Source organism: Kitasatospora cineracea, from assembly GCF_003751605.1.
In the GTDB taxonomy this organism is placed as follows: Bacteria; Actinomycetota; Actinomycetes; order Streptomycetales; family Streptomycetaceae; genus Kitasatospora; species Kitasatospora cineracea.
This window is the reverse complement of record NZ_RJVJ01000001.1, coordinates 29,841-46,019: the sequence shown is the minus strand read 5'-3', so window position 1 is coordinate 46,019 and position 16,179 is coordinate 29,841. Positions and strand designations below refer to the sequence as shown.

The 16,179-nt window shown below is 72.2% G+C and carries 17 protein-coding genes; 16 read left to right on the top strand and 1 reads right to left on the bottom strand.

Going from position 1 to position 16,179, the window contains the following annotated elements; genetic code table 11:
* Nucleotides 1-23 precede the first annotated feature (23 nt).
* Nucleotides 24-839: a class I SAM-dependent methyltransferase gene (locus EDD39_RS00210; RefSeq protein WP_123552650.1), complete on the bottom strand. Its 816-nt coding sequence runs from the start codon at nucleotides 837-839 to the stop codon at nucleotides 24-26.
* 311 nt (nucleotides 840-1,150) lie between these two features.
* Here EDD39_RS00210 and proS point away from each other — a divergent pair, with 311 nt between their 5' ends.
* The 16 genes from proS (at nucleotide 1,151) to dprA (ending at nucleotide 15,862) form a co-directional block, all read left to right on the top strand.
* The gene (gene proS / locus EDD39_RS00205) at nucleotides 1,151-2,563 is read left to right on the top strand and encodes a proline--tRNA ligase (RefSeq protein ID WP_123552648.1); all 1,413 of its coding nucleotides are present in this window, start codon (nucleotides 1,151-1,153) and stop codon (nucleotides 2,561-2,563) included.
* Between the two features lie 422 nt (nucleotides 2,564-2,985).
* Nucleotides 2,986-3,564: a hypothetical protein gene (locus EDD39_RS00200; protein WP_030458815.1), complete on the top strand. Its 579-nt coding sequence runs from the start codon at nucleotides 2,986-2,988 to the stop codon at nucleotides 3,562-3,564.
* A 317-nt stretch (nucleotides 3,565-3,881) separates the two neighbouring features.
* Nucleotides 3,882-4,310 (top strand): 30S ribosomal protein S16, encoded by a 429-nt coding sequence (gene rpsP / locus EDD39_RS00195; RefSeq protein ID WP_030458814.1) that lies wholly within the window; start codon nucleotides 3,882-3,884, stop codon nucleotides 4,308-4,310.
* 2 nt (nucleotides 4,311-4,312) lie between these two features.
* Complete coding sequence (locus tag EDD39_RS00190) at nucleotides 4,313-4,552, top strand: RNA-binding protein (RefSeq protein WP_014138265.1); 240 nt, start codon at nucleotides 4,313-4,315, stop codon at nucleotides 4,550-4,552.
* A 166-nt stretch (nucleotides 4,553-4,718) separates the two neighbouring features.
* On the top strand, nucleotides 4,719-5,384 hold the full coding sequence (rimM, locus tag EDD39_RS00185) for a ribosome maturation factor RimM (protein ID WP_123552646.1): 666 nt from the start codon (nucleotides 4,719-4,721) through the stop codon (nucleotides 5,382-5,384).
* A 5-nt stretch (nucleotides 5,385-5,389) separates the two neighbouring features.
* The gene (gene trmD / locus EDD39_RS00180; protein ID WP_123559999.1) at nucleotides 5,390-6,208 is read left to right on the top strand and encodes a tRNA (guanosine(37)-N1)-methyltransferase TrmD; all 819 of its coding nucleotides are present in this window, start codon (nucleotides 5,390-5,392) and stop codon (nucleotides 6,206-6,208) included.
* A gap of 156 nt (nucleotides 6,209-6,364) precedes the next feature.
* On the top strand, nucleotides 6,365-6,715 hold the full coding sequence (gene rplS / locus EDD39_RS00175; RefSeq protein WP_030458810.1) for a 50S ribosomal protein L19: 351 nt from the start codon (nucleotides 6,365-6,367) through the stop codon (nucleotides 6,713-6,715).
* A 65-nt stretch (nucleotides 6,716-6,780) separates the two neighbouring features.
* Nucleotides 6,781-7,671, top strand: coding sequence for a signal peptidase I (gene lepB, locus EDD39_RS00170; protein WP_123552644.1), 891 nt, complete (start codon nucleotides 6,781-6,783; stop codon nucleotides 7,669-7,671).
* Nucleotides 7,655-8,803: a signal peptidase I gene (gene lepB, locus EDD39_RS00165; RefSeq protein WP_244256544.1), complete on the top strand. Its 1,149-nt coding sequence runs from the start codon at nucleotides 7,655-7,657 to the stop codon at nucleotides 8,801-8,803. The genes lepB (EDD39_RS00170) and lepB (EDD39_RS00165) overlap by 17 nt, the downstream gene beginning before the upstream one ends.
* A gap of 204 nt (nucleotides 8,804-9,007) precedes the next feature.
* A complete protein-coding gene (gene lepB / locus EDD39_RS00160; protein ID WP_030458807.1) occupies nucleotides 9,008-9,922 on the top strand; it encodes a signal peptidase I in 915 nt (304 codons plus the stop codon).
* 167 nt (nucleotides 9,923-10,089) lie between these two features.
* Complete coding sequence (gene lepB, locus EDD39_RS00155) at nucleotides 10,090-10,830, top strand: signal peptidase I (protein WP_123552641.1); 741 nt, start codon at nucleotides 10,090-10,092, stop codon at nucleotides 10,828-10,830.
* A gap of 82 nt (nucleotides 10,831-10,912) precedes the next feature.
* On the top strand, nucleotides 10,913-11,386 hold the full coding sequence (locus tag EDD39_RS00150; RefSeq protein ID WP_123552639.1) for an NUDIX hydrolase: 474 nt from the start codon (nucleotides 10,913-10,915) through the stop codon (nucleotides 11,384-11,386).
* Between the two features lie 56 nt (nucleotides 11,387-11,442).
* Complete coding sequence (locus tag EDD39_RS00145; RefSeq protein ID WP_030458804.1) at nucleotides 11,443-11,769, top strand: DUF2469 domain-containing protein; 327 nt, start codon at nucleotides 11,443-11,445, stop codon at nucleotides 11,767-11,769.
* Nucleotides 11,770-12,045: 276 nt separating this feature from the next.
* Nucleotides 12,046-12,516, top strand: a complete 471-nt coding sequence (locus EDD39_RS00140; protein ID WP_425269623.1) for a YraN family protein — start codon at nucleotides 12,046-12,048, stop codon at nucleotides 12,514-12,516.
* Complete coding sequence (locus EDD39_RS00135) at nucleotides 12,517-14,184, top strand: YifB family Mg chelatase-like AAA ATPase (protein ID WP_123552637.1); 1,668 nt, start codon at nucleotides 12,517-12,519, stop codon at nucleotides 14,182-14,184.
* A gap of 523 nt (nucleotides 14,185-14,707) precedes the next feature.
* Nucleotides 14,708-15,862 (top strand): DNA-processing protein DprA, encoded by a 1,155-nt coding sequence (dprA, locus tag EDD39_RS00130; protein ID WP_123552635.1) that lies wholly within the window; start codon nucleotides 14,708-14,710, stop codon nucleotides 15,860-15,862.
* Nucleotides 15,863-16,179 lie beyond the last annotated feature (317 nt).

Below are 16,179 nucleotides of genomic sequence, written 5' to 3'. Positions count from 1 at the left end.
GCTACCCGCCCGGGGTTCTGCCGCTACCCGCGGGGCTTCGTCCCCACCGCCCAGCGGAACTCGTTCGCCATCCGCACCGAACCGTCCGGGCGCAGGTACGGGTGCAGCGCCTCCGCCAGTTCCTTGGCCACCAGCGCCGCTCCCGCGGCCTCCTCGGCCCGGTCGAACAGGCCGGTCGACAGCAGGCCGCGGACCGCCGAGTCCAGGCCCGCGTAGGCGAACGGGCAGGCCACCCGGCCGCTCCCGGACGGGCGCGTCCCCGCCGCGGCCAGCAGCGACTCCAGGGCGCCGGGGCCGGACGCGGCGAACGGGTCCGGCGCGTCCAGCGGGGCGTGCCGGCGGGCCACCTCCAGCACCGCCGCGCTCTCGCAGCGCTCCGCCGGACCCCAGGCGGCCACCACCAGGTGCCCGCCCGGCAGCGTGCGCTCCGCCGACCGGGCGACCAGCGCGGGCGCCGGCGGCTGCTCGAAAACCGTCACCAGGGAGTGCGCCGGGCGGGGGACGGGGTGCGCCGAACGGGCGACCGCCTCCGCCCGGCCGCCGGGCGACACCTGCAGCCCGCGGGCCGCCGCCAGCTCCCGCAGCCCGGCGTCCGCCTCCACCCCCGCGACCTGCGCGCCGCGCCCCGCGGCGAGCAGCAGCGCCAGCCCCGACCGGCAGCCGACGCCCAGCACACTGGTGGCCGCGCCGACCTCCAACCGCCGGTAAACGTCCTGGTAGAGGGGGACGAGCATGCGCTCCTGGATCTCCGCCCAGTCCCGCGCCCGACCGCTGCGCCCCGCCGGGGGGTCCGTCCGGACCCGGTCCACGGTGCTGCCGGTCACCTGCGCTGAAGCCATCGCGGCCTCCCATTCGGTCCTCGGAATCGGCTGCGGTCCCCGCAGCCCGGCCCCCCGGCCCCCCTCCCAGCGAACAGCGGGCCGCGTCCGCCGTCCAGAGGGGTGCGAGCAGGTATCCGTGCGCCGCGGGTGTGCGCCCCGGGGTGTGCGCGGGCGCGGCGCGTTCCGACCGGTCGGCAGTCCTGGGTTTGCGGGCGGGGTCCGCGTCCGGGTTCGCGGGCGGGGTTCGCGTCCGGGGTCTGCGGGCGGGGTTCGCGGGCGGGGCGAAACCGATTCACGGTCGGGCCCCGGTTTTCCGTACCATTCGGCCCATGGCTAAGGCACCCGTTCTCACTCCCCAGGCGGAAGACTTCCCCCGCTGGTACCAGGACCTCATCAACAAGGCCGAGCTGGCCGACAACGGTCCGGTGCGCGGCACCATGGTCATCCGACCGTACGGCTACGGCCTGTGGGAGCGGATGCAGCAGGAGATGGACGCGCGGATCAAGAAGGCGGGCGCCCAGAACGCCTACTTCCCGATGTTCATCCCGCAGTCCTACCTGACCAAGGAGGCCGAGCACGTCGAGGGCTTCGCCCCCGAGCTCGCGGTGGTCACCCACGGCGGCGGCAAGGAGCTGGAGGAGCCGGTCGTCGTCCGGCCCACCTCCGAGACCATCATCAACGAGTACTTCTCCAAGTGGGTGCAGAGCCACCGGGACCTGCCCCTGCTGATCAACCAGTGGGCCAACGTGGTCCGCTGGGAGCTGCGCCCGCGCGTCTTCCTGCGCACCACCGAGTTCCTCTGGCAGGAGGGCCACACCGCCCACGCCACCTACGAGGACGCCCGCGCGTACGCCTCGCTGATCCACACCGACGTCTACGGCGACTTCATGACCAACGTGCTGGGCATCGACGTGGTGCTCGGCCGCAAGACCGCCAAGGAGCGCTTCGCCGGCGCCATCAACACCCTCACCCTCGAAGGGATGATGGGCGACGGCAAGGCGCTGCAGATGGGCACCAGCCACGAGCTGGGCCAGAACTTCGCCAAGGCGTTCAACACCACCTACCAGCTGCAGGGCGCCGAGCGCGAGCACGTCTGGCAGACCTCCTGGGGCGTCTCCACCCGCATGGTCGGCGGCCTGATCATGTCCCACGGCGACGACAACGGCCTGCGGGTGCCGCCGCGGCTGGCCGCCGTGCAGGCCGTGGTGCTCGCCATCAAGGGCGAGGACGCGGTGCTGGCGAAGGTCCGCGAGATCGGCGCCCAGCTGGAGGCCGCGGGCGTACGGGTGGTCGTCGACGACCGCACCGACACCCCGTTCGGCCGCCGCGCCGTGGACTGGGAGCTCAAGGGCGTCCCGCTGCGGATCGAGGTCGGCCCGCGCGACCTGGAGGCCGGCACCGCGATGCTGGTCCGCCGGATCGCCGGCGGCAAGGAGCCGGTCGCGGTCGACTCCCTGGCCGCGATCGTCCCCGGCATCCTGGAGGAGGACCAGGCGCAGCTGCTGCGCGAGTCCCGCGAGCGCCGCGAGGCCCGCACCGTGGACGTCAAGACCATCGAGGAGGCCGCCGAGGCCGCCACCACCGGCTGGGGCCGGATCTCCTGGGCCGACCTCGGCCCCGAGGGCGAGGCCAAGTTGGCCGAGCAGGGTGTTTCGGTGCGCTGCCTGATCGCCGAGGACGGCTCGGTGCCGGCCGCCGACGACCAGCCCGGCAACCTCGCCCTGGTCGCCCGCGCCTACTGAGCAGCCCCGCCGCGGCCGCCCTCCCGGGGCGGCCGCGGACCGGCCCCGGCCGACCCCGCTCCCGTGAACTGCGCGCTCGGCCGCTTTTCCGGTGAATTCCCGAACCCCGGCCCGTGTGCTGGCAGTTGAGACTACTCACCAGTCAACTCCCCGAGGTACTCCACAAGCGGTACGGTGTACGGCCCGTGGCCCTGTCAATTTTCGGACAGGACGCGGGCCGTCCGTCGTGGGGATGTTGGGCTCCGCGGCGGGTGCCGAGAGCCCGGCGAAACCCGCCGGCTCCATACGTGCAGGGGGTTGGTCTTGCGTCAGTCCGGAGCCGCGCAATTCGCGCGCGGAAGTGCATTTCTGAGAGTCCGCTGGGAATTCCCGAACCGAGGCGTCCGCCGGAACACCACCGCTCTCCCCGTCGTTGGTACAGCGTGAGCACGACACAGCCCCTCGTCCTTGCGGCCGAACTGGCCGCCGCCTGGAGCGACATCCAGGCCCACCACCGGGACCTGCCCGACCTGGCGTCGCCCGAGGCGCTGATCGGCGAGTCCTCGTCCGCCTGCGGCACCCAGCTCAACTTCGAGCGGCTGCTGCACGAGGCCGCCCACGGCCTGGCCGCCGCGCGGGAGATCCGCGACACCTCGCGGGCCGGGCGCTACCACAACCGCCGCTTCCTGCTGCTCGCCTCCGAGCTGGGCCTGGCCCACCCGGTCGAGCCGCACGCCAGCAGCGGCTTCTCCCAGGTGACGATGGGGCACGAGACCCGTGACCGCTACGCCGAGACCATCGAGCGTCTCGACCGCGCGCTCGGGGCGCACCAGCTCGCCGTCGCCGGCGAGGGCAACCACCGCGCCTTCCGCGGCCCCGCCGCCCGGCACGGCTCCTCGGGCGGCGGCGTCCGGGTCAAGGCGGTGTGCGGCTGCGGTCGCAACGTCCGCGTCGTCCCGTCCGTGCTGGCGCAGGCCTCGATCGTCTGCGGTGCCTGCCAGCAGCCGTTCAAGATCGCCTGAACCCGTCGCGCGATCCGCATCACGCACGGTGCACGGTGCACGATCCGCATCACGCACGACGCCCGGCCCGAGTGACGCACGACGCCCGGTCCGGGTGACGCGCGACCCGAGTGACGCCCTGAGGTCCTGCCGTTCCGCGCGGGGGCGCGGTCCGGGGGGACCTCTGCGGTGTGGCAGAATGGATGGCTGAGTACTCGGCAGCCAAGACAGGACCCTCTCTCCTAACGGCTGGCGTGTCCCTTGAACGGCACCTCGCGCCGCAGCCCCACGCGGCGGAGCGCTGCTCACCCACGTCAAAACCAGGAGAATCCACACCCGTGGCTGTCAAGATCAAGCTGAAGCGTCTGGGCAAGATCCGCTCCCCGCACTACCGCATCGTCGTCGCCGACTCGCGCACCAAGCGCGACGGCCGCGCGATCGAGGAGATCGGCCTCTACCAGCCGACCTACAACCCCTCGAAGATCGAGGTCGACGGCGAGCGCGCCCAGTACTGGCTGTCCGTCGGCGCCCAGCCGACCGAGCCGGTGCTCGCCATCCTCAAGCTGACCGGCGACTGGCAGAAGTTCAAGGGCCTGCCGGCTCCGGAGCCGCTGAAGGTGGCCGAGCCCAAGGTCGAGGACTTCTCGCACCTGTTCGCCAAGGCCGTCGCCGGCTTCGAGGACGCCACCACCGGTGTCGCCATCACCCCGAAGGCCAAGAAGTCGGACAAGGCTGACGAGGCCGAGGCCGCTTCCACCGAGGCCTGAGCATGATCGAGGAAGCCCTCGACCACCTGGTGAAGGGCATCGTCGAGCACCCCGACGAGGTGCAGGTCCGCTCGCGCAACCTGCGCCGCGGCCACACCATCGAGGTGCGCGTGCACCCCGACGACCTCGGCAAGGTGATCGGCCGGGGCGGCCGCACGGCTCGCGCACTGCGCACCGTGGTCGGCGCCCTGGGCGGCCGCAACGTCCGGGTCGACCTGGTCGACGTGGACAGCCTCCGCTGATCTCCGCTCGACCGCCGAGGGCGCCGACCGCGAGGTCGGCCACCGGGTCTCAGGACCGGCCGGGACGCATCCGTCCCGGCCGGTCCTTCCTCGTTTCCGGGACCACCGCCGTCCCTCCCGCCGCAAGTACCCTTCAGCTCCATCACCTTCCAGGAGAACGATCACCGTGCAGCTCGTCGTCGGCAAGATCGGCCGCGCCCACGGCATCCGGGGGGACGTCAGCGTCGAAGTCCGCACCGACGAGCCGGAGCTGCGGCTCGGGCCCGGCGCGGTCCTCCTCACCGACCCCGCCGCCACCGGACCGCTGACCGTCGAGAGCGGCCGGGTGCACAGCGGGCGCCTGCTGCTGCGCTTCGCCGGGGTCAAGGACCGCACCGCCGCCGAGGCCCTGCGCGGCACCATGCTGATCGCCGAGATCGACCCGGACGAGACCCCCGAGGACCCGGACGAGTACTACGACCACCAACTCATCGGCCTGGACGTGGTGCTGGCCGACGGCACCCCGGTCGGCGAGCTCACCGAGGTGGTCCACCTCCCGTACCAGGACCTGCTCACCGTCGAGCGCCCCGACGGCACCGAGGTGCTGATCCCGTTCGTCGAGCAGATCGTCCCCACCATCGACCTGGACGAGCAGCGCGTCGTCATCACCCCGCCGCCCGGCCTGATCGACCCCGTCGACGCGGGTGCGGGTGCGGGTTCGGACGCGGGTTCGGGTTCGGGTTCGGACGGAGACGCGGGCGAGGGCGAGGGCGCGGACTCGGGTGCCGGCTCGGGTCCGGATGCGGGTTCGGGGCCGGGCGCGGGTTCGGGCGAGAACGGTGGTGGCGCGTGAGCGACATGCGGATCGACGTCGTCACGATCTTCCCCGAGTACCTGGAGCCGCTGAACGTCTCGCTGGTCGGCAAGGCGCGCGCCCGCGGCCAGTTGGACGTGCACCTGCACGACCTGCGCTCCTGGACCACCGACATCCACCGCACCGTGGACGACACGCCCTACGGCGGCGGGCCCGGCATGGTGATGAAGCCGGAGCCGTGGGGCGCCGCGCTGGACGCCGTGCTGGCCGCCGGGCCCGAGGGCGAGGTGCCGACCCTGGTGGTGCCCACCCCCAGCGGACGCTCCTTCACCCAGGAACTGGCCCAGGAACTCGCCGCCCGCCCCTGGCTGGCCTTCGCGCCCGCCCGTTACGAGGGCATCGACCGGCGGGTCATCGAGGAGGCCGCGACCCGGATGCCGGTGGTCGAGACCTCGATCGGCGACTACGTGCTGGCCGGCGGCGAGGTCGCGGTGCTGGTGATGGTCGAGGCGATCGCCCGGCTGCTGCCCGGTGTGCTGGGCAACGCCGAGTCGCACCGCGACGACTCCTTCGCCCCCGGTGCCATGGCCGACCTGCTGGAGGGCCCGGTGTACACCAAGCCCGCCGAGTGGCGCGGCCGGGAGGTGCCGGAGATCCTGCTCAGCGGCCACCACGGGAAGATCGCCCAGTGGCGGCGCGAGCAGGCGTTCGCCCGCACCCTGGACAACCGGCCCGACCTGGTGGCCCGTTGGCAGCGCGAGGCGTTCACCAAGAAGGAGCGCGAGGCGCTCAGCGTGCTCGGCCTGGCCTGGGACGAGGCCGCCGGCCGATTTCGGTCCGTGGCCGAGCCTGTGGAACAATAGGCGACTGTTGTCTGCCGCCCGGATCTCCTCACGGGGAGCCAGTGGACCGGTGCCCCCGCCACGGGGGGATCACCGCCAGCCGAAGCGGCCCGCAACACCACCCAGTCGAATCGAACTTCCGTGGGCGGCCCGTGGCGCCTGCGATGGAGAGCAACGATGAGCAACAAGCTCGCTGCTGTCGACGCGGCCTCGCTGCGCACCGACATCCCCGCCTTCCGCCCCGGCGACACCCTCAAGGTGCACGTCCGAGTCATCGAAGGCAACCGCTCGCGCGTCCAGGTCTTCCAGGGCGTCGTCATCCGCCGCCACGGTGCGGGCATCGGTGAGACCTTCACCGTCCGCAAGGTCAGCTTCAACGTCGGCGTCGAGCGCACCTTCCCGGTGCACACCCCGGTCGTCGAGAAGATCGAGGTCGTGACCCGCGGTGCGGTCCGCCGCGCCAAGCTGTACTACCTGCGCGACCTCCGCGGCAAGGCCGCGAAGATCAAGGAGAAGCGCGACGCGTGATCGCGCAGGCTCAATCGGGGTCGGCCCTCCAACCGGTGTAGACCGGGGGGATAAGCTCACCCCCGATGAGCACGCACGAGCCACCGACGGACCGCGACGGCAGTCCCGCACCCACGGGTGCGGACTCGCCGTCGCGGTCCGCCGCCGTTTCCGCCCCCGGAGCTCCTGGAGCCCCCGGAACTGCCACCGTCGCCGTTTCCACCCCGAGCCCGAGCCCGGACGGTGAGGTCGGCGTAGAGGGAGACCGGGGCGCCGAGGGCGAGGCGGGTGCTGACGACGACCCCAGCGGCGGGCGGCGGTGGTCGCGCGACCTGCTGTGGATCGCGGCGGTGTGCGTGGTCGTCCTGCTGGTGGTGAACGCCTTCGTGGTCCGGCCGTTCGCGGTGCCCTCCGGTTCGATGGAGGGGACGCTGCGACCGGGCGACCGGGTGCTGGTCAACCAGCTCGCGTACGCCTTCGGCGGGCACCCACAGCGGGGCGACGTGGTGGTCTTCGACGGCATCGGCTCCTTCCTGCCGTACCAGGACGAACCGTCCGGCCTGAAGCGGCTGCTGACCGGTGCGGGCCTCGCTCCGGCCGGTGACACGGTCTACGTGAAACGGGTGATCGGCGTCGGCGGGGACCGGATCACCTGCTGCGGCACCGACGGCCGGCTCAAGGTCAACGGAGTGCCGCTGGACGAGAGCGCGTATCTGCTCCCCGGCGACGCCCCGTCGGCGGTACCGTTCGACATCGTGGTTCCTGACGGCAAGTTGTGGATGATGGGCGACCACCGCAGCGCCTCCCGTGACTCCCGTGACCACCTCGGCGAGCCCGGCGGAGGCGCCGTGCCCGAGGACAAGGTGATCGGCCGCGCCGACTGGGTGATGTTCCCCCTCGGCCGGGCCACCTCCCTCGACCGACCGGCGGCGTTCGCCGCGATTGAGGGGACCGGTGGCCATGGGGAGCAGAGGTAGACCCAGGACCGCCGCCGACGGCCCGTCCGACTCCGCGGACCCGGGCCGCACCTCCCGCACCGCCTCCGGCTTCGACCCCGGGCACGACGCCGGGTCCGGCTCCGGACCTGGTTTCGAACCGGACTTCGCAACGGGCGCCGACCCCGGGTCCGTGTACCTGCTCCCCGCAACGCCCCCCGCGGACGGAGCGGAGGACGCGGACGGCGAGGAGCACGTCGGCGGCCGCTCCGGGGGCAGCGGCGGGGACGGCGGCGGGGACGGTGCGGACGACGCGGGTGGCCGCTCCGCCCGGGGCCGCGCCGAGCGCCGCCGCAGCGCCAAGCGCGCCGCGCGCCGCAGTCGACGCTCGTTCCTGCGCGAGCTGCCGGTGATCGTGCTGGTGGCCCTGGTCATCGCGCTGGTGATGAAGACGTTCCTGATCCAGGTGTTCGTGATCCCCTCCGGTTCGATGGAACAGACCCTGCGGATCGGCGACCGGGTCGTCGTGGACAAGCTGACCCCGTGGTTCGGCGCCGAGCCGGAGCGCGGCGAGGTGGTGGTCTTCAAGGACCCGGGCGGCTGGCTGGAGAACGACCACAAGCGGTCCACGGACGGGCCCGTGCTGCGGAACGTGAAGTCGGTGTTCTCCGCGGTGGGGCTGCTCCCTTCCGACGACGAGCGGGACTTGATCAAGCGGGTGATCGGCGTCGGCGGCGACACCGTGGAGTGCTGCGACGAGCACGGCCGGGTGAGCGTGAACGGCACCCCGCTGGACGAGCCGTACATCGCGGCCGGCAACTCGCCCTCGCGGATCACCTTCAAGGTGACGGTCCCTCAGGGGCGGCTCTGGGTGATGGGCGACCACCGTGACCTGTCCGCCGACTCCCGCTACCACATGGGCAATCCGGGCTCCGGGACGATCCCGGTGGAGAACGTGGTCGGCCGCGCGTTCGTGGTGGCCTGGCCGCTCTCCCACTTCGGTCAACTCGACGTTCCCGATTCACTCTCCTCCCTTCCGGGGCGGACAGCAGGATCGGCGGCCGTTGAGCCGGTTCCTGCGGAACCCCCACTCGTTATGGGTGTGTTGGGCGTCCTTCCGCTCCTCACCCGGCACCGCAGAACGCGCCGGAGGGGCGGGCCGGTGGCCGACTGACATCCGGGTCGGCGCGTGGGAGCACGGGCACGTCGACCGGTAGTGATAGAGAAGTGTGAAGTGCTCGGTTCCGGCCTGGTGTCGGGCCTGCCCCAGTAGGGCAAGCCAGAGGCGGGCTTTCGGTCGATCGCAGAGTGTGGTGCCCGCTGTGCGGCACTCGTGAGCGCGGGCGCGCAGGCGTCCGCACAGCAGGGAGGAGATGTCGTGGGGGATCTGGTGATCGGTGCCCGCTCAGGTGCTCCGGAGCCCGACGGGGAACCCGTGGGCAACCAGGAGGGGCTGCCCGCCGGTGACGGCGAGGAGCTCCGGGACACCGAGGACGGGGCGGAAGCCACCGGGGATTCGGCGGCGACGTCCAGGAAGGCACCGAAGCAGCGTTCCTTCTGGAAGGAACTGCCGATCCTGATCGGCATCGCGCTGATCCTGGCCCTGGTGATCAAGACCTTCTTCGTCCAGGCGTTCTCGATTCCCTCGGGGTCGATGGAGAACACGCTGCAGGTCGGTGACCGCGTCCTGGTCGACAAGCTCACTCCCTGGTTCGGCTCGGAGCCGGAGCGCGGCGAGGTGGTGGTCTTCAAGGACCCGGGCGGCTGGCTGAACGACGAGCCGACCCAGCGCAGCGACAACTCCTTCGTCCGCGGCGTGCAGGACGTGTTCAGCTTCATCGGGCTGATGCCGTCCAGCGACGAGAAGGACCTGATCAAGCGGGTCATCGCGGTCGGCGGCGACACCGTGGAGTGCCAGGGCTCCGGCCCGGTCAAGGTGAACGGCGTCGCGCTCGACGAGCCGTACATCTTTCCCGGCAACACCCCGTGCGGGGAGAAGCCCTTCGGTCCGGTGAACGTGCCCAAGGGCACCATCTGGGTGATGGGCGACCACCGCGGCAACTCGCTGGACTCGCGGTACCACATGGACCAGCCCGGCGGCGGAACCGTCCCGGTCGGCAACGTGGTCGGCCGCGCGTTCGTGGTGGCCTGGCCGATCGGCGACTGGGCGACGCTGCCCGTCCCGGACACCTTCGACCAGAAGGGACTGGCCGCCGGACCGCTCGCTCCGGCGATGGCCGGTACGGCGCTCGCCGTCCCCGCGGTGTGGTGGGTGCGCAGGCGCCGCCGCTGACCGGACACCGGCCGGCCGGGAAGACCTCTTGCGCGGGCCGTGGTACTGGCGAGTAATCTGCTCGCACGTGCCACGGCCCGCAGTGCTGTCCGGACCAGGACGGCCGGCGGCGCACCGGCCGCGAGCGCTCGCCCGGAGCGCCCGAGCACCAGGAGAGGGCGGAACCGATGAGCAGTGTTGCGGAGCAGACCCCGCGCACCGAGGCCGGGCCGGCCCGCCACCGGAGCGTTGGGTCGATCGTCCAGGGCGTGGTGATCGCGCTCGGCTTCGTGATGCTGGTCGGCGGCTTCGGGACGCTGGCCCTCCAGTACCGGCCCTATAGGATCCCGACCGCTTCGATGAGCCCGACCCTGAAGGCCGGCGACACTGTCCTGGCCCGGACCGGCGGATCCGCCGGCCGCGGTGACATCGTGGTCTTCCAGGACCCGGACTGGGGCAGCTCGACCCTGGTCAAGCGCGTGGTCGCGGTCGGCGGCGACACCGTCTCCGGCGGCCTCGACGGGCGGATCGCCGTCAACGGGCACCAGGTGTCCGAGCCCTATCTGACCCCCGTGGCGATGAACACGACCGAGTTCTCGATCACCGTGCCCGAGGGGCGACTGTTCCTGCTCGGCGACTTCCGGGGGAACTCCCTGGACTCGCGCAGCCACCTCGACGTGGCGTTCGGCTCGGTGCCCGCCTCCGGGGTGAAGGCGAAGGTCGAAGCGGTGATCCAGCCGCTGTCCCAGGCGGGGCTGAAGCAGCGCACCACGGCCTTCGACGAACTGGGCGCACCGGGCGCGCACCACCCCGGCCCGCTGGTGCCCGCGGCATGGGCGGCAGCCGTCGGCGCGGTGCTGATCGTGGTCGCCTCCGCAGTCGGCTGGGTGGTCTCGCTGGCCGGGCGGCTGCGGCGGCGGAAGGCCTGATCCCGGGGCCGGCGGCGCACCGGCCCGGGCAGCGGCACTCGCCAGGAGACGGGCCCAGCGCTTCAGGACGGAGCTGAACCAGATGGTGGTCGAGCATCGCCGGGCCGTCCGGGTGCTGCTGTTGGACCCGGACGGCCGCGTCCTGCTGCTGCACGGGACGGACCCGGCCGAGCCCGGGACCACCTGGTGGATCACACCCGGCGGCGGCATCGAGCCGGGCGAGAGCCCGGCCGAGGCGGCCCGGCGCGAGCTGGCCGAGGAGATCGGGCTGACGGACGTGGACTGGGGACCGCTGGTCGCGTACGGCACGGCGGAGTTCTCCTTCCGGGGCAGGGAGTATCGACAGGAGCAGTGGTTCCGACTGGCCCGCACCACCCGGACCGCGGTGTCACTGGTGGAGGGCGGAGCGGACGAACACGCGCTGCTGCTGGCCGTCCGCTGGTGGACGGTGGGGGAGTTGAGGGCCACGGGGGAGACCGTCCACCCTCGCGGACTGGTCGAACTGGTGGCACGGGTTCTGACGGAAGGACCGCCAGAACGGCCAGTAAGGCTCTGAGCACGGGCCCGGTGGTCCACAATGGGGTGGACGTGACGAGTGAGGGGACGCTTGGAATGAGTGCCGAAGACCTCGAGAAGTACGAGACCGAGATGGAGCTCAAGCTCTACCGGGAGTACCGGGATGTCGTCGGCCTGTTCAAGTACGTGATTGAGACCGAGCGGCGCTTCTATCTGACGAACGACTACGACCTCCAGGTGCACTCGGTGCAGGGCGAGGTGTTCTTCGAAGTGTCGATGGCGGATGCGTGGGTCTGGGACATGTACCGACCGGCCCGGTTCGTCCGGAAGGTCCGCGTGCTGACGTTCAAGGACGTGAACATCGAGGAGCTGGCCAAGAGCGACCTCGAGCTGCCCTCGGACGACTCCGCCTTCGGTAACTGACCGCCCCGCGACCGGGCGACCGGTTTCCGGTGGGCCGGGTGCCCGGTGGGAACGGCACGGCCGACCGTGCCCTCCTGCCGGGGCTGCCGCACCTCCGTGAGCTGCGACGGTGCCCGGGCCACCGAGATTGACTGCGCTGATCGAGCACTGTCCAGCGCATTTTTCGATTTGTCGCTCGAACGGGTGAACCAAGTTATCCACAGGCCCGGGTTATCCACAGGCCTGACGATTCCGCTGGCCCACCCTCGGCGCCTCACGGCAACCTTCCGACCGGAGGTGGTTGCCGTGCAGAACCCCAACAAGATTTCCACCAACGGCCTCGGACGCTACGGCGAGGAGGTCGCCGCCCGCCGACTCGCGGAGGGCGGCCTGTGCATCCTGGAACGCAACTGGCGCTGCGCCGACGGCGAGCTCGACATCGTCGCGCTCGACGGGGACACCCTGGCGATCTGCGAGGTGAAGACCCGCTCCGAGTGGGGCTTCCAGCAGCCCGCCGAGGCGATCGACCGGACCAAGGCCGATCGGCTGCGCCACCTCGCCGAACGGTGGCTCGTCGAACGCTGGCCGGTGCACTTCTCCCAACTCGTGCTCGCCGCCGAACGGGCCGGGGGCGTCGATCCGCAACCCGACGCGGAGAGCGGCGGGCCGGCCCCGCCACCGCCCGGCGGCGTCCGCATCGACCTGGTCGCCGTGGTCAACCCCCGCCGGGGTGCCGCCGCGGTCGAGCACCTGCGCGGGGCGGTCTGAATGGCATTCGCCCGCACCTGCTCGGTCGCCCTGGTCGGAGTGGACGGCGTCGTGGTCGAGGTCCAAGCCGACCTCGAACCCGGACTCGCCGCCTTCAGCCTGGTGGGCCTCGCCGACAAGGCCCTCCTGGAAGCCCGCGACCGGGTCCGCGCCGCCGTCTCCAACAGCGGGGAGAAGTGGCCGCTGCGAAAACTCACCGTGGGCCTCACCCCGGCCTCCGTACCCAAGAGCGGCAGCGGGTACGACCTGGCGGTGGCCTGTGCCGTCCTGGCGGCCGCCGAACGGCTCGACCCCGCGTCGATCGACGGCATGCTGATCATCGGAGAGCTCGGACTGGACGGCCGCGTACGCCCGGTGCGCGGAGTCCTGCCCGCGGTCCTGGCGGCGGCCGACGCCGGCTACCGACAGATCGTGGTCGCCGAGCAGACCGCCGCCGAAGCGAAACTGGTGCCCGGCGTCTCCGTCCTCGGAGTGCGCAGCCTGCGCCAGCTCATCGCGATCCTCACCAACGCCCCGCTCCCCGACGAGCCACCGGACCCGTCCACCGGCCGTCCCGACTCCTCCTTCGCCGGACTGCTGCTCCCCGGCCTCGGCGTCCGCGACCTCACCTCGGACCAGGCCGTCCGGCCCGACCTGGCCGACGTGGCCGGGCAGTACGAGGCCCGCCAAGCCCTGGAGATCGCTGCCGCGGGCGGACACCACCTCTACCTGAAGGGCCCGCCGGGCGCCGGCAAGACGATGCTGGCCGAACGGCTCCCGGCCCTGCTCCCCCCGCTCACCCCCAGCGAAGCCCTCGAAGTGACCGCGATCCACTCCGTGGCCGGCCTGCTCCCACCCGACCGCCCGCTGATCGACACCCCGCCCTACTGCGCACCGCACCACTCGACGACCATGCCCGCCATCGTCGGCGGCGGAACGGGACTGCCCAGGCCCGGAGCCGTCTCCCTCGCCCACCGCGGCGTGCTGTTCCTCGACGAGGCACCCGAATTCCCGGTCCGGGTCCTCGACGCGCTGCGCCAACCCCTGGAATCGGGGGAGGTGATGATCGCCAGAGCCGCGGGCTCGATGCGGCTCCCCGCCCGCTTCCTGCTTTGCCTGGCCGCCAACCCCTGTCCCTGCGGCCGCTATTCACTGAGAGGAGAAGGGTGCGAATGCACACCCGTCATGGTCAACCGCTACCAAGCGCGGCTGTCCGGTCCGCTGTTGGACCGAGTGGACCTCCAGGTGCAGGTTGCCGGGGTCACCAAGGCCGAACTGATGCAGCAAGGCGGAAAGGCCGAGAGCACGGCGACGGTCGCCGCACGCGTGCGGGAGGCCCGGGCACGGGCCGCCGCTCGCCTCGCCGACACCCCGTGGCGGACCAACGCCGAAGTGCCCGGGCACGAACTGCGCACGCGCTGGCAGCTCGCACCCGGATCGCTGGCCGACGCCGAACGTGACCTCGACCGGGGCCTGCTCACCGCACGCGGTCTCGACCGCGTCCTACGGGTGGCCTGGACGGTCGCCGACCTGGCCGGCCGGAACTGCCCGAACCGGTCCGACATCCAGACCGCGCTCACCCTCCGCACCGGGGTGCAGCGTGTCCTCCGCCCGACGGACCGCAGGAACGACCCGCGCTACCCGTACGAGGACGCCGGCACGGACACCGACCCGGGCGGCGAGTCCTGACCGCCCCTCACCTCTCGGCACCCTCAACAGCCCAACGGCTGAACGGCCCAGCCCTGTTCGACCTGATCGCGGTCCAGGTGGGAGACATCCCCCTCTGCCGCCGGACGGGCAAGCAGCAGCAGAAGGAGCGTCAATGACCTGGGACCCCGCGCCTCTCAACCGCACTGACCTTTCCACCGCTCCACCACAGGCACCGGCAACCGACCGGCCCGTGCCGTGTACCGGTGCGCGCAGGCCTGGCACCGTACGGCCCGGCGGGGTCGATCGCTGCCAACTCCCGGACGGTCCGGAGCCGTCCGGCCCACCGGGCCGGTCGTACCCGCCACGCCCGCCCGATGCGGCCGACCAGGCTGACACCCGGGTGACGTGCGGCGGAAACGAACGGCTCCGACACCTGATCCAGGGCGGCGGACCACCGGCGGTACACCGCGCGACGGCGGCTGCGGCCCCCGTCCACCTCCTCCCGACCGGGGCGGCACGAGTCGAGCACCGGACGATCCGGCCCACGGGCTGGGCCGCGCCGGTGGCCCCGCCGGATCCGCCCGAGCCCGAGCGGATCGCCCGGGCAGCGCTCACCAGGCTGATCGAGCCGGGCGATGCCGCGATCGGCCGAGCGGTCCAACGGCTGGGCGTGGTCCGGCTGTTGCAGGGGTTCTACGAGGGGGCGCCGGCAAGCAGGTTGGGGCTCGGGGCCGACCGGATCACCGCCTACCAGGAAAGGCTGCGAAAGTTCAACCCGGCCACCGACCTGGAGCGGATCACCAAGCTCGGTGGGAAGTTCATCATTCCGGGCGACAGCGAGTGGCCTTCCCAGCTCGACGACCTCGGCGACAGCCGCCCGATCGGGCTGTGGATCCGGGGCCTGCCGACGCATCGGCTGCCGTCCCTCCGCCTGCTCGCCCTGCGGTCCGTGGCCGTCGTCGGGGCGCGGGCCTGCACCGCGTACGGGCGGCACGTCGCCGGTCAGCTCGGCTCCGAACTGGCCGAGCGCGGCTGGGTGGTGGTGTCCGGCGCGGCCTACGGGGTGGACACCGCCGCACACCTCGGGGCGCTCGCGGTCAACGGAATGACGATCGCCGTGCTCGCCAGCGGCGTCGACATCTGCTACCCGCGCGGGAACGAGTCGCTGATCGAGCGGATCGGCCGGGACGGGCTGCTGGTGAGCGAACTGGCACTCGGGATGAACCCGACCCGGTTCAGGTTCGTGCTGCGGAACCGGGTGATAGCGGCGCTCACCCGCGGCACGGTGGTGGTCGAGGCCGCGCCGCGCAGCGGCGCACTCAGTACCGCCAGGCGGGCCCGGGACCTCAACCGGCACACCATGGGCATCCCCGGCCCGATCACCTCCGAACTCTCGGCAGGCGTGCACACCCTGATCAGGAGCGGGGCGGCCACCATGGTCACCAGCGGTGCCGAGGTGGGCGAGTTGATCGGGGCGATCGGAGCCGACCTGGCACCGGAGCGGGTCGGGCCGATCCTGCCGAGGGACGCGCTGGAGCCGCCGGTGGCCCGAGTGCTGGAAGCCGTTCCGGCGAGCGCGGACGGTGCGCCGGTCCAACGGCTCGCCCACTACGCGGCGCTCTCCGAGGCCGCGACCGTCCAGCACCTCCACGAACTGAGTTCGCTCGGTTTCGTCGAGCGGCACGGAGCGCACTGGAGGCTGGTGCGCCGCAAGTGATCGCATTCGGTCAGAGCCGGACAGGCTGAAGGGTTCCGAACGGGTCAACCGGTCAACAGGAGGTGTTGCAGGGCGAGTTGGGGGACGATGGCAGGGCGGCAGGGTTGGTCGGGCGCCACGGCGAAGGTTCGAGCCCAGGGCGCTCGGAGCCGGTGCGCAGGTCCGTGCTGGTCGGCGGATCGGCCGGGCGGGAGCATCCGGGGCAGCTCGGGGACTGTCCGCGACGCGCCGATGGTGCCCTTTGCTGCCACCGGATCGGGCGACGCCCGAGTGGCGGTAGCACTGTGCAGCGACTCGGTCACGCTACGCTCGCTTAT

Bases quoted from the DNA above. Each gene is read 5' to 3' on its own strand.
- EDD39_RS00150 (WP_123552639.1), top strand. From the start codon at position 10,913: ATGGTGGTCGAGCATCGCCGGGCCGTCCGGGTGCTGCTGTTGGACCCG.
- proS (WP_123552648.1), top strand. From the start codon at position 1,151: ATGGCTAAGGCACCCGTTCTCACTCCCCAGGCGGAAGACTTCCCCCGC.
- EDD39_RS00210 (WP_123552650.1), bottom strand. From the start codon at position 839: ATGGCTTCAGCGCAGGTGACCGGCAGCACCGTGGACCGGGTCCGGACG.
- EDD39_RS00135 (WP_123552637.1), top strand. From the start codon at position 12,517: ATGGCATTCGCCCGCACCTGCTCGGTCGCCCTGGTCGGAGTGGACGGC.
- EDD39_RS00145 (WP_030458804.1), top strand. From the start codon at position 11,443: ATGAGTGCCGAAGACCTCGAGAAGTACGAGACCGAGATGGAGCTCAAG.
- trmD (WP_123559999.1), top strand. From the start codon at position 5,390: ATGCGGATCGACGTCGTCACGATCTTCCCCGAGTACCTGGAGCCGCTG.
- lepB (WP_123552644.1), top strand. From the start codon at position 6,781: ATGAGCACGCACGAGCCACCGACGGACCGCGACGGCAGTCCCGCACCC.
- EDD39_RS00190 (WP_014138265.1), top strand. From the start codon at position 4,313: ATGATCGAGGAAGCCCTCGACCACCTGGTGAAGGGCATCGTCGAGCAC.
- lepB (WP_244256544.1), top strand. From the start codon at position 7,655: ATGGGGAGCAGAGGTAGACCCAGGACCGCCGCCGACGGCCCGTCCGAC.
- lepB (WP_123552641.1), top strand. From the start codon at position 10,090: ATGAGCAGTGTTGCGGAGCAGACCCCGCGCACCGAGGCCGGGCCGGCC.
- rplS (WP_030458810.1), top strand. From the start codon at position 6,365: ATGAGCAACAAGCTCGCTGCTGTCGACGCGGCCTCGCTGCGCACCGAC.